The following is a 13,061-nucleotide window of genomic DNA, read 5'->3' on the forward strand; positions in this document are numbered from 1 at the left end:
TCCGTGCCACCCTTTCGCGCCCTCCTCGCCGCCTCCACCCTGCTAACCGCGCCTATCATCGCGCACGCAGCCCCCGTTCACGAACGCCTTTCCGTCGTCGCCAACGGCGAAAAAGTAGGCTTCGTCGATGCTGTCCACGATGGCCAGCACGTCACCATCCATTACGACGTCAAGGACAACGGACGTGGCCCGACCATGGACGAAGCCATCGACCTTGGCGGCGATGGCCTGCCGCAACGCTGGACGCTCGACGGCAAGGCGACCTTCGGCGGTGACGTGCATGAAAGCTTCGCCCGCACCGGTAATTCCGTGCACTGGAGCGACAGCTCCGGCCCGCGCGATGTGACCGTCGGCGGCCCGGCGCTCTACATCGGCCAGTCGGCCAGCCCGTGGGCGCTGGGCCTCTATGCCCGCGCGCTGCTGAAGCAGCCGGGGCACAGCCTGCCCGCGCTGCCGGGCGGCACGCTCCATGTCGAGGCGATGGGCGCGCAGACCATCGGCAGGGCCAGCTACAACGCCTATGCGATCAGCGGCATCGACCTTTCGCCGCAGCTGATCCTGCTCGACAAGGCCGGCGCGCTGTTCGCCGTGCTCGACGGCACCGAGACCACCGTGCGCGAGGGCCACGAGGCCGAGGTTCCGGCGCTCTCCGACCTTGCCACGCGACTGACCGCGCAGCGCTATGCCGCGCTCCAGAAGCAGTTCGCGCATCATATCGATGCGCCAGTGCGCATCCACAACGTGCGCGTGTTCGATCCGGTGACGAAGGCACTGGGCCAGCCGGTCTCGGTGGTCTTCGCCAACGGGCGGATCACCGGCATCCAGCCGCTCGACGCACCGGCCACCCCCGGCGAGGCGACCATTGAGGGCAACGGCGGTACGCTGATGGCCGGGCTGCATGACATGCACGCGCACATCAATCTTGAATCCGCGATGCTCTATATCGCCGCCGGTGTCACCGAAGTGCGCGACATGGGCAACGACAACAGCTTCCTGCCCGACCTGATGCACCGCATCGATAGCGGCGAAGTGGCAGGCCCGCGCATCCTGCCCAACGGCTTCCTCGAAGGCCGCAGCCCCTATTCGGCGCGCCTGGGCATCGTCGTCGACAGTCAGGAGCATGCGCTGGAGGCGGTGCGCTGGTACGCCGCGCGCGGGTACTGGCAGATCAAGATCTACAACTCGATGAACCCGGACTGGGTGCCGGCGATTACGAAGGAGGCGCACAGCCTCGGCATGACCGTAACCGGGCACATCCCGGCGTTCACCAACGCCGATGCGATGATCGCGGCGGGCTATGACGAGGTGACGCACGCCAACCAGCTCATGCTCGGCTGGGTGCTCAAGCCCGGCGAGGATACCCGCACGCCGCTGCGCCTCACCGCGATGAAGCGCACCGCCGATCTCGACCTGAATTCCCCGCGCGTGCAGAAGACCGTCGACATGATGGTGACGGGTAGAATCGCCCACGATCCCACTGCCGTCACGCTGGAACTGCTGATGGAAGGGCGCGACGGCAAGCCGAACCCGGCGGTCGCGGAATATATCGACCATCTTCCGATCGGCCTCCAGCGCCGCCGCATGCAGGCCATTGCCCCGATCCACGGCCCCGAGGACGCCGCCGCCTATGACGGCGCGATGGAGAAGGTGCGCGAGACGATAAAGATGCTGCACGATCGCGGCATCCGCCTGATGCCCGGCACCGACGACCAGACCGGCCTTTCGGTCCACCGCGAGCTGGAGATCTACCACGAGGCGGGCATTCCCAACGGCGAAGTCCTGCGGATGGGCACGCTGGGGCCGGAGCAGTACATGGGCCGCGATCAGGAACTGGGCTCGATCGCACGCGGCAAGATCGCCGACTTCATCCTGCTGCCGGGCGATCCCACACAGTCGCTCAGCGAGTTGCACCGCATCGCCATGGTGGTGAAGGACGGGACGATCTACTTCCCGTCCGAGATCTATCCCGCGTTCGGGGTCAAGCCCTTCGCCGATGCCCCGAAGATCACGCTGCCCCCGGCCGGTCCCAAGCCCAAGGTCGGTGCCGGTCCCGCGCACGATTCCTTCGACGAGTACCTCTGAGGCCTATACTTCCCGGGGGGGACGCCCCGGCTCCTGCGTGACCAGTCGAGCCGGGGCGCTTTTCCCTTACCTCACTTCTTCTCAGTGACCACTTGCGCCACGAAGGCGTGCAGATCGCGACTGAGCGAGGCCAGCGCGGTCTCGTCCTCGAAAGTGGAATGGCCCGAGGCGTAGCGGTGCATGGCCATCCGATTAGCGGGCACGCCGTTCTGCTCCAGCGCGAACTGACCGGCATAGACCGGCGTCGTCACATCGAAGTAGCCCCCGGCAGCGAACAGGCGCAGCGTCGGCTTCTCGGCCATCGCCGCCTTCAGATAGGGCGCGAAAGACACCGCCTGATAGCTGCCGCCATACTCCTTGTCCCAGTTCCACTTGAAGTTGATGCCCAGGTTCAGATTCCGGTAGGGACTGGGCACGGTGTAACCGAGTTCGTCCTTCAGATAGGTCTCGACCGCGTTGGCAGACCCCGAACCGAACGCCATCGAGGGGTCGTCGAACGGCGGGCGCAGGTTGCTTTGCGACAGCGCACGGGTGACACGGGCATCTAGCTGACCAGTGCGTTCGCCCTTCGCGGCAAGCAGCGTCAGCATGAACTGGCGCTTGTCGAGGTGCAGGTCGGCCGCTTCCAGCGTCGCCGCCGGAATGCCGATCAGCGTCGACATCTGCTGCGCCACCCGTGCCTTCTCGGAAGCAGGCAGCGACGGCCCCTGCATCAGCGCCGAGGCGTAGTCCGTCTGGGCGAAGTGCAGCGCCTGTGCGAACTGCTGCTCCACCGTGCGCCCGTCCCGGTCGATGGCATTGTGATACCACGCGACGGCAGAAAGCGTGGGCAACAGCGTGGCATCGGCGATCACCGGGCCATCGGTGTCGCCAATCGCCAGCGAGAGAAGCACAACGCCATCGGGTAGCCAGGTCTTGGCCTTCATATTCTCGTTGAGGATCGCCAGCGCGCGCGAGGTGCCATAGCTTTCGCCCACCAGCAGCACCGGCGAGGCAGTGCGGCCATGCGCCTTGAGCCAGCGCGAGATGATGAGTGAAACGCCGCGCGCATCGCCGCCAACGCCGAAGTAGGACGAGGCATCCTTGCCTTTGATCGGCATAGAGGCACCGGTTCCCACCGGGTCGATGAACACCAGATCGGCGCTGTCGAGCAGGGTGAAGCGGTTGTCCTCCATGTGCCCGGCCCCATCCTTGCCGACTATCCGACGCGGCCCAAAAGCCTGCAGGTGCAGCGGCGAGGACGAGGCACCGGGGCCGCCGTTGAACACGAACAGCACCGGGCGCTTCGCTTCATCCTTCACGTCATCGGCGACATACGCATAGCTCACCCCTTCGGCCACCGGCGTGCCATCGGCTCCCGGCATCGGCGTCTCGGTGACGATGGCGTGATAGGCCAGCTTGCGGCCATTGAGCGTGATCGCGTGGGCCGTCGTCACCTGACGGTCACTGGCAGCATCGCGCGGGACCATCGGCTCCATCGCCTGAAGGAAAGCAGGGGACATCGGCGCATTGCCTTCGTCCTGCGCCATCAGGGCAGTGGGAGCGGCGGCGAGCAGCAGCGCGGGGATCAGGGCAAGGCGCATTATCGGTCCTTTGGCAGAAATCGGACGGTAAGGAATCAGGCGGGCGGCAGCACATCGAGCAGACGCTCGATATCGGCCATGTCGTTGAAGACGGAAGGGCTCACCCGGAAGCGGTTCTTCGAAACGGTGATCTGTACGCCAGCAGCTTTCAAGGGTGCAGCAATCCGTCCGCGCGCGTTTTCCAGCACACAGGTGATCAGCGGCGTGCGGCTGTCGGGCGGCGTCACCACGCTGTAGCCCTTCTGCGCCAGTCCGGCATGCAGCCGCGCCATCAGCGGGCGGCGCGCTCCCGTCAGCCGGTCCACGCCGATCTTCACCAGATGGTCGAGCGAATAGTCGAGCGCGGCCAGGATCGTGTGCGGGAACGTCCCCCCGGCGAACAGGCCTTCCATGTCCTTGCGCGGGGTTACGTCGGCAATCGGATAGCGCGGATCATGGGCGGGCGCATCGAGCGGGTAGACGTGCGGGTCGAACCCGTCGAGCTGGTAATAGCCGAAACGCGTGCGGTTCAGCCGGTCATGCAGATCGGCGCGGACGTAGAGAAAGCCCAGCCCGAAATCGCCCATCAGCCATTTATAGCTGGCGCAGGCGGCGAAATCGACATTGGTGGCGCGCACATCCACCGGCACCGCCCCTGCGGCATGGACGATATCGGCATAGACCAGCGCGCCCTTCGCATGGGCGATCTCGCAAACCCGCTTCAAGTCATGCTCGAAGCCGTTGTAGGTGGAGACCAGCGAGAGCACGACCAGCGTGGTGCCGGGCGTAATCGCCTTCTCCATGTCCTCGATGGCGATGCGCGTGCCATCCTTGTCCGTTCGGGGGCGCACCCAGGCGACATCGACGCCTTTCCGGGCCAGTTCCTCGTAGAGATAGAAAGAGCCGAAGAAGTGCAGCGTATCGGTGACGATCCGGCTCTTGCGCGGTACGCCGACGCCGCCGTTCAGCCCCAGCGCGTCGATGATCGCCTGCTCGCCCGCCGTGGTGCTCTGGACCAGCGCGATCTCGGCGGGCTCGGCGTTGATAAGCCGCGCGAAATTGCCCTTCACCCGCATCTCGACATCGTCGGTCGGCCAATAGCCGTTCATCGTCCCGCGCTGTTCGAGATAGGCCTGCACAGCCGCCTGCGCGCCGAGCGGCACCGGGTGCATCGTTCCGGAATCGAGATAGGTGCCGTGAAGCGGGGCGAAACTCGCCTTGTCGGGCAGTGCAGGCAGGCTCGCCGCCGCTTCCGCCGCGCTCGCCAGCAGCGGCCTTGCCGCAATCGTCGCCGCACCGGCGCCTACCAGCATGGTCCTTCGTGTCAGTGCCGTCGCCACCATCGCCTCGATCTATTATCCTTCGTCAGGCGCACTCTAGCCCGACAGGCCCGAATAGTTTTTGCGGTTTTTTCCAAAGATCGCACATAAACGCAGGCGAACGGGCCATATCCCAAACCGGCTATCACCAACTGCGCATAAAAATGCCGCTCCATCCGCTCTATTGGAATGGCACGGAGGATTTCTCATGCTGAGACTGGCAGTATCATGCGCCGCACTGGCCGCAGGCACCCTGTTCATGCCTGCCGGTGCCGAGGCGAACACCCTGTGCGCGCCCGATTCCGTCGAGACGCATCACAGCGCCGTGATCGCGGGCAGGCCTATGCCCTATGTCGCCTGCGTCGGCAGCCTTCCGGTGCGCAATCTGGACGGTGTAGCCACCGCGCAGATCACTTACACCGCCTATCTGGTGCCCCTCCGCAAGACCGGCGCACCGCGTCCGCTCAGCTTCGTGTGGAACGGCGGCCCCGGTGCCGATTCCAGCACGCTGCAGTTTCACGCCGTCGGCCCCAAGGTCTTCCGGGACGGCAAGCTGGTGGACAATTCCGCCAGCCCGCTCGCGACCAGCGACCTCGTGTTCGTCGACCCCGTCGGCACCGGTTTCAGCACAGCGCAGAGCCCTGACAAGGCCAGCGCCTTCTTCGGCACCCGCGCCGATATCGCCTCGGTTTCCGGCTTCGTGTCGGACTGGCGCGCGGCCTATCATCGCCAGAGCAGCCTGCTCAACCTTGTCGGCGAAAGCTTCGGCACATGGCGCGCCTCGGGCGTGGCAGAAGCGCTGGTGGACAAGGGCATCGCCGTCAGCGGCGTCGCGCTGATTTCGGGCGGCATTCCGCTGGGCGAAGACCCGCATCCCGAACGCCGCCGCGCCGTCTCGCTGGTCAACCGCACGGCCACCGCCTTCGCGCTCGGCCGTCTGGCGCCCGACCTGATGAAGGACCGCGCCCGCACGCTGGCGCAGGCGCAGCACTGGGCCAAGACCGTTTACGTCCCCGCCCTCGCGAACCCCGACGCACTGAGCGATACACAACGCGCCGCCGTAATCGCCAGCCTCGCGCGCTATCAGGGCCTTGCTCCGGACACGATCGATGCGAAGACGCTATGGGTCTCCCCGCGTGCCTTCCGCAAGGGGCTACTGCCCGGCAAGATGCTCGACGTGTTCGACATGCGCCGCACGGACGAGCCGGACGAAAGCGCCCAGCAGGCCGCCGTACTCGCCTATTATCGCCACGACCTGAACTATGCGCAGGGGCATTATGCCGGGATCGACGCCTCCGCGTCCGATGCGGGGAAAGACTGGCAATACGATCAGTCTCCCGTGACGCCACAATCGCTGGCCCGCGCGATGGCAGGTGAAGGTCCGCCCAGCGCCTCGCAGCCGTGGATCGAGCGCGCGATGCAAAAGGCCCCCCACCTGCGGACCTGGGTCGCGGCGGGGCTCTACGATTCGCTGAACAGTTGCATCGGCAATACGATGACCGTAGCCGAACTGCCGCCCGGCATCGGCGCGCGGTTCACGCTGCGCTGCTACGAAGGCGGCCACATGATGTACGCGGACCCGACGCAGACCTTGCGCTTCGGGAACGATCTTGCCGCCTTCCTGCGCGGCTCGGGAGCCAAGTGATGAAGACCGCAAGCCTCAAGATCGCACTGGTGGCGATGACCCTCGCCGCGAGCACCGCTACCGCCTATGCGCAGACGCCCGAAATCAAGGCGCGCCATGCCGAAAGCGTGACGATCCACGGCCACCGCATCGCGCTCATGGCCGAGGCTGGCGTGGTGCCGGTCGCCAGCAAGCCGGGCCATGACGATGCCACCGCCGGGTACATCTCCTATGTGCGCAGCGATGCGGGCAGGCAGGCCGCTACGCGCCCCGTGCTGTTCGTGTTCAACGGCGGCCCCGGCGCGGCTTCGGCCTATCTCAACATGGGCGCGCTCGGCCCGGTCCGCGCGCATGTGCCGCAGGATCCCACCGCGCCGATCCCGGCCAGTGCGACGCTGGAGGCCAACACCGAAACCCCGCTCGACATCGCCGATCTGGTGTTCCTCGACCCGCCCGGCACCGGCTTTTCGAGCCTGTCCACCAGTGCCGATGCCTCCTTCTATCACTCGGTCGCAGGCGATGCCGATGCCGTGGCGCAACTCGCCCGAAACTGGCTGGCGGCGCACGGGCGCAGCAAGGCACCAATCTATATCCTCGGCGAAAGCTACGGCACGATCCGCGCCGCCGCGATGGTCGATGCCCTGCATACGCAGGATGCCGCGCTGAACATTCGCGGCGTCGTGCTGCTGGGGCAGGCGCTCAACATGATCGAGACCTCGCAGCGCCCCGACAACGTGGTGACCTATCCGGTCGCACTGCCCACGCTGGCCGCGATCGCCTGCTACCACCACAAGCGTGCGGAGCCCTGCACGCCGGAAGGCAGCGCCAGCGAGGCCAAGGCCTACGAGCCGACCTATCTCGATGCGCTCTATGCCGGGCAGAACCTGCCTTCCGCACAGCGCGAAGCGGTGGCGGTGAAGCTGGAAGCGCTGACCGGCATTTCCAGCGCCTATTACCTCGCCCATGACCTGCGCATCTCGAAGGAGAAGTTCCGCGTCGAGCTGCTGCGCACTGAAGGAAAGGTGCTGGGCCGCTACGATGCCCGCTACACCGCGTCGCGCGCCGCAAACGCAGGCGAAGTGGTCGGCCCCGATGCGTTCTCTGCGGTGTCGAACCTCTACGGCAAGGCCATCTCCGAACAGCTGGCGCAGATGGGCATCAAGGATACGTCCGACTACAAGGTGATCGTGCCCGTAGAGGACGACTGGATCTATGGCGCCGGAGACAGCCCCTTCAACGACTGGCCGTTCATGGCCCGTCTGGAAAAGGCGATGGCCGCAAAACCCGGCATGCGCCTGTTCGTGGGCACAGGCTATTATGACCTCACCACCACCATCGGCGCGGCGGATTATCTGTTCGCACAAAGCGGACTGGCCCCGGCACAGTACCGCAACGAGCGCTATGCCGCAGGCCATGTCGGCTATTCCGACGATACCAGCTGGCACAAGTTGATGACGGATCTTCGCGCGTTCATCACGGCGGACAGCGCCCGATGAGCGAGGCCGCACACGGCACCCCGGCGCTGAAGAAGGGTATCGACCTGTGGGGCGTGGTCGCGCTCGGTGTCGGCACCGCGGTCGGCGTGTCGATCTTCTCCGCCATTGCGCCTGCCGCGCAGATGGCAGGCCCGGCAATGCTGCTCTCAGCGCTGATCGCAGCGCTGCCGATGTACCTGATCGCGGTGAGCTATGCCTTCCTCGGTTCGGCCTGCCCGGTATCCGGCGCCTCGTTCGCCTGGCCCGCGCGGTTTCTCCACCCTTCCGTAGGCTTTGCCATCGGCTGGGCGCGGATCGTCGCCAATGTGGGCGCCATCGTCGTGCTGGCACTGGTGCTGGTGAAGTACGCCTCGATGATGGTCGCCCTGCCCACCAAGCCGACGATGCTGGCGGTGCTGCTGCTGGCCCTTCTCGCCAACCTGTTCGGGGTGGAGATCGCCGCGCGCATCCAGAAGGTTCTGCTGGCGGGCATGATCGTGCTGTTCGCGGTATTCGTCGTCTGGGGCGGCAGCACGGCGATCGATCCGGCGCGCCTGCAACCGCTGTTCCCCCACGGCATCAGCGGCATGATCACCGCGACGCCGCTGCTGATGGGGCTGTTCTTCGGCATCGAGGCCGCGACGGAAGCAGGCGCCGAAGTGGCCGACAGTCGCCGCACGATCCCGCTTGGCATTGCGTTGTCGATCGGCTCGGCCACGGTGATCTATCTGGCGGTGGGCTTTGTCGCGCTGGGTATTCTGGGCGGCGATGCCCTGGGCGCCAGCGACGCGCCGATCCTGGAGGCCGCGCGCCACTTCATGGGGCCGATGGCGGTGCCGGTGATCGCGATTGCGGCAGTGCTCTCGATCGGCAAGTCGCTCAACGCCCTGTTCGCGATGTTCAGCCGCAGTCTTTACGCGATGGCGCTGGCAGGCGCCCTGCCCGTCCCGCTCGCGCAGGTGCATCCGAAGTGGAAGACGCCGCATATTGCGTTGATCGCGGTGTTTGCGCTCGGCTGTCTTGGCCTGTTCATGCCGATGCAGCTGACGTTCCTGTTCCTGGCGGTCAACATCCCCAATCTGGCCAAGTATGCCAGCGTCTGCCTGTCCGCCGCGCGCGTAACCGAACGACACCCGGATCTCTACGACGCCGCGAGCTTCAAGTTTTCACGCCGGGCGATGCGACTGCTGTCTTATACCGGAGCCCTGTGCGCCATCGCGCTGATCTTCGTAGGGCTGGAAGCGGATTGGCGCCCTTACGCGCTGTTGGCCGGGTGGCTTGCCATCGGCGCCATCTATTACACGATAGGTCGCATAACCAGAAAATGATCTTCCCTTTCTATAGGGAACTTTTCCAGTCCCCCTTTTCTCAAGTCTATCTGATGACCTCTGCGTGCTCGTGCTTTGTACAAGAGAGGCCAGATTTTCATCGTCGATAAGCGATCTGGGCACCCGAACGCGCGTTCCGGCTGCATTGTTGGCATTGCCGGACCAGTCCCCGATTTCATGCTTTTCCTTCGTCCGGGCAAGATGGCCGCTTGCGACCGCCGTATTGTCCTGAACGGGAGGGAAGGCAGAGAAAACCGCCCTGCACCTCGATCGGTAAATGCGCATTGCCTGACCATGGCTCATGGCCGGATCGGGGGAACGCTTTCAGCCCCACCGAACCCCACTCGGTTCACGACCCGAAGCTGTCATCAACGGAAAACAGGTATTTTCCGGCCCCCTGTGGGGGCAGGCGTTGCACCGGTCATGGGCGCAACACTGCCATTTTTGCGCCCAGCCTGCGCGATCCCTGCGCCAGGACGATGCATACATACCAGCCAGACGGCGCGCCGTGCCTGACGACGCGCCGGCAGTGACCGGTCACGATCCGCTATAGGTGAACCAGCCGCCTAGCCTAGTCGAGGAACGCGCGCATGATGCGTGAACGGCTCGGATGCTTGAGCTTACGCAGCGCCTTCGCCTCGATCTGACGGATACGCTCGCGAGTCACCGAAAACTGCTGACCGACTTCCTCCAGCGTGTGATCGGTGTTCATGCCGATGCCGAAGCGCATGCGCAGCACGCGCTCCTCACGAGGCGTCAGCGATGACAGCGTGCGGGTGATCATTTCCTTCAGGTTGGCCTGGATCGCCGCATCCACCGGGATGACGGCGTTCTCGTCCTGAATGAAATTGCCGAGGCTGCTATCTTCCTCGTCACCGATCGGTGTTTCGAGCGAGATCGGCTCCTTGGCGATTTTCAGAACCCGCTTCACCTTCTCGAGCGGCATCGAGAGCTTTTCCGCCATTTCCTCCGGCGTCGGCTCGCGGCCCTTGTCATGGAGGAACAGACGGCTGGTACGCACCAGCTTGTTGATCGTCTCGATCATGTGCACCGGGATACGGATGGTGCGCGCCTGATCGGCAATTGAACGCGTGATCGCCTGACGGATCCACCAGGTAGCATACGTCGAGAACTTGTAGCCGCGGCGGTACTGGAACTTGTCAACCGCCTTCATCAGGCCGATGTTGCCTTCCTGGATGAGATCCAAGAACTGGAGGCCTCGGTTGGTGTACTTCTTGGCGATCGAGATCACCAGACGCAGGTTCGCCTCGACCATTTCCTTCTTGGCAATGCGCGCCTCGCGCTCCGCCTTCTGGACCATGTTGACGATCCGGCGGAACTCGGGGAGCGCCATGCCGGTAGCGGTGGCGATGTCCGATACTTCCAGACGAATGCGTTCGGCAGGTTCAGCCTCGTTCTCCGCGAAGGCAGCCCACTTCTTGTCCGTTCTGGAAACTTCGGCGACCCAGGTATCGTCCAGTTCCCGGCCCGTGTAGGCCTCCAGGAAATCGGCACGCTTCACCTTGTGGCGCTCGGCCAGACGCAGCATCTGGCCGCCCAGCGTCGTCAGACGACGGTTGAAGGAATAAAGGTTGTCGACCAGATACTCGATCTTGGTCGCGTGGAACTGAACCGATTCCACCTGCGCGGTCAGATCCTCGCGCAGCTGCTGATACTGGTCTTCCTTGGCCGCCGGGAAGTCGATACCCAGCGCGAGAGCATCAAGACGCTCGCGCTGCAACTTCTCGAAGGTCCGGAACAGTTCGGTGATCAGCGCGAACTTCTCCAGCGCTTCCGGCGTAAGCGCAGCTTCCATCTGCCCGAGGGAGAGGGTGTTGTCCTCTTCATCCTCTTCGACCCTGCGCTTGGGAATCGGGTTGCCGTCTTCGTCGAGTTCCTCCGAGTTATCCTCGCCGGAATCGTCGTCATCCTTGAAAGAAGGGCCTGCGGTGGCAGCGGAAATCTCACCGTTGTCGTCGCCGTCTTCGCCCAGATTCTCGGGCTGCGGTTCCTTGGAAAGCATCGCGTCGAGATCGAGAATCTCGCGCAGCAGCATGTCGCCGTTGTTGAGTGCTTCGGACCAGCCGATGATCGCATGGAAAGTCATGGGGCTCTCGCAAAGGCCCATGATCATCATGTCCCGGCCAGCTTCGATGCGCTTGGCGATAGCCGCCTCGCCCTCGCGGCTGAGCATCTCGGCGGCACCCATTTCCTGCAGGTACATGCGTACCGGGTCATCGGAACGCCCCAGAGTGTCGGACTTGCGCGTCTCGCCAGGACGACGCCGGGAATTACCTTCGTCGAACTCGGCATCAGAACCGGAATCATCGTCGCGGCCGTCTACAGCTTCGACGCCGTCTTCCTGCTCGCCGTCCTCGTCATCCTCATCGTCGTTTTCGATGATCTTGACGCCCATTTCCGAGATCGCGGCCATGATGTCCTCGATCTGGTCGGTGGTCATCTGGTCCTGCGGCAGCGCGGCATTCAGTTCCTTGACCGTGACGACGCCCTGACTTTTGGCGCGCGCGATGAACCGCTGGACCGAGCCTTTGTCCAGGTCAAGAAGAGGAGAGTCGTTGTCGCTGCTGCGATCGTCGTTAGTCATGCAATCCGTTGTTATCTTATTACGCCTTGCCATGACGATAGCACGTCAGCAGCAAGACCGGGTTTTCAAATCATCCGCCTGACAAGGCCGCTGAAGGGCAGCCGGTCTGGCAAGACGAACTACCTCTGCTGTGGGATCTAAGTGATCTGGCCGATCATCAGTTCCAGAAGAAAGCTGATCAGCCTTTCAGCAGGATGTGCAGCACTCTCGACGGCGATATCCACATCCTTGCCCCGACGGTAGCCTGTCGAAGGTGGGCCTGGATCCAGGCTGTTGCAATAAGGCGGGATTTTTCCGTCCCCGTTCGCGCGGCGATCGAGGAAAGCCGGAACTGAGGCCATGACCACCAGCGGCGGCCATGGCCAAGGCCCGTCAGCGCTGGACCAGATTCACGGCAGATGACTTGCCGCGACGATCAATCTCGATCTCGAATTCAAGCTGATCACCTTCAGAAAGGCCATGCAGCCCCGCACGCTCGACAGCGCTGATGTGCACGAAGGCGTCAGGCTGACCGTCATCGCGCACGATGAAGCCAAAGCCCTTGGATCCATTGAAGAACTTGACCGTGCCGGTAGCCTTCTCGCCCGTCGACTGGCGCGGAGCAGGAGCCCGCTCGCGACGTTCGGCAACGATGACTTCGCCAACGATGGTCAGTTCGGACGCGGACACCTTGCCATTGCGCTCGACCAGCTGGAATTCCAGCTGCTGACCTTCCGCCAGCGTTTCAAGACCAGCAGACTGCACGGCGCTGATGTGCACGAAAGCATCGTCCCCGCCATCTTCCAGCTGGATGAAGCCGAAACCCTTGTCGGGGTTGAAGAACTTGACCGTTCCACGCCCCTGACCGACGACATTGCCTGGGCCGCCGCGCGAACCGCCGCCGCCAAAACCGCCACCGCGCGAGCCACCGAAGCCACCACGCTGGCCGCCGCCGAAGCGATCGCCACCGCCAAAGCGGTCGTTACCACCACCCCAGCGATCGTCACCACCGCCGAACCGGTCGCGACCACCGCCGCGATTTCCCCTGTCGAATGCCATCTTTTCAAGTACCTTAAGCTACGCCCGA

Annotated in this window: 9 protein-coding genes; 4 read left to right on the plus strand and 5 right to left on the minus strand. The window is 64.3% G+C overall.

The genetic code is table 11. The features are described 5' to 3' along the window. Positions 1-3 precede the first annotated feature (3 nt). Positions 4-2,082, plus strand: a complete 2,079-nt coding sequence (locus AC3EC3_RS15980; RefSeq protein ID WP_488490596.1) for an amidohydrolase family protein — start codon at positions 4-6, stop codon at positions 2,080-2,082. A gap of 71 nt (positions 2,083-2,153) precedes the next feature. Here AC3EC3_RS15980 and AC3EC3_RS15985 read toward each other — a convergent pair whose 3' ends face one another. Together AC3EC3_RS15985 and AC3EC3_RS15990 are read right to left on the minus strand one after the other, a co-directional pair. Continuing rightward, positions 2,154-3,665 carry a S10 family serine carboxypeptidase-like protein gene (locus tag AC3EC3_RS15985; protein ID WP_488490597.1) on the minus strand — a complete coding sequence of 504 codons (1,512 nt, stop codon included), beginning with the start codon at positions 3,663-3,665 and terminating at the stop codon, positions 2,154-2,156. Positions 3,666-3,700: 35 nt separating this feature from the next. Next, complete coding sequence (locus AC3EC3_RS15990) at positions 3,701-4,957, minus strand: aminotransferase class V-fold PLP-dependent enzyme (RefSeq protein ID WP_488490598.1); 1,257 nt, start codon at positions 4,955-4,957, stop codon at positions 3,701-3,703. Positions 4,958-5,171: 214 nt separating this feature from the next. Here AC3EC3_RS15990 and AC3EC3_RS15995 point away from each other — a divergent pair, with 214 nt between their 5' ends. From AC3EC3_RS15995 to AC3EC3_RS16005, 3 genes are read left to right on the plus strand one after another with little or no spacing between them, the layout of a single operon-like run. Continuing rightward, positions 5,172-6,608, plus strand: coding sequence for a S10 family serine carboxypeptidase-like protein (locus tag AC3EC3_RS15995; protein ID WP_488490599.1), 1,437 nt, complete (start codon positions 5,172-5,174; stop codon positions 6,606-6,608). Continuing rightward, on the plus strand, positions 6,608-8,083 hold the full coding sequence (locus AC3EC3_RS16000; protein WP_488490600.1) for a S10 family serine carboxypeptidase-like protein: 1,476 nt from the start codon (positions 6,608-6,610) through the stop codon (positions 8,081-8,083). The genes AC3EC3_RS15995 and AC3EC3_RS16000 overlap by 1 nt, the downstream gene beginning before the upstream one ends. Continuing rightward, positions 8,080-9,390, plus strand: a complete 1,311-nt coding sequence (locus tag AC3EC3_RS16005; protein WP_488490601.1) for an APC family permease — start codon at positions 8,080-8,082, stop codon at positions 9,388-9,390. The genes AC3EC3_RS16000 and AC3EC3_RS16005 overlap by 4 nt, the downstream gene beginning before the upstream one ends. 571 nt (positions 9,391-9,961) lie before the next feature. Here AC3EC3_RS16005 and rpoD read toward each other — a convergent pair. From rpoD to AC3EC3_RS16020, 3 genes are all read right to left on the minus strand, one after another. Next, entirely contained in the window at positions 9,962-11,995 is a 2,034-nt protein-coding gene (rpoD, locus tag AC3EC3_RS16010; protein WP_488490602.1) for an RNA polymerase sigma factor RpoD, read from the minus strand. Between the two features lie 137 nt (positions 11,996-12,132). Continuing rightward, positions 12,133-12,336 (minus strand): hypothetical protein, encoded by a 204-nt coding sequence (locus AC3EC3_RS16015; protein ID WP_488490603.1) that lies wholly within the window; start codon positions 12,334-12,336, stop codon positions 12,133-12,135. Between the two features lie 31 nt (positions 12,337-12,367). Then, on the minus strand, positions 12,368-13,033 hold the full coding sequence (locus tag AC3EC3_RS16020) for a cold-shock protein (RefSeq protein ID WP_488490604.1): 666 nt from the start codon (positions 13,031-13,033) through the stop codon (positions 12,368-12,370). Between the last annotated feature and the right edge of the window lie 28 nt (positions 13,034-13,061).

This window comes from Novosphingobium sp. BAM6, assembly GCF_057784955.1.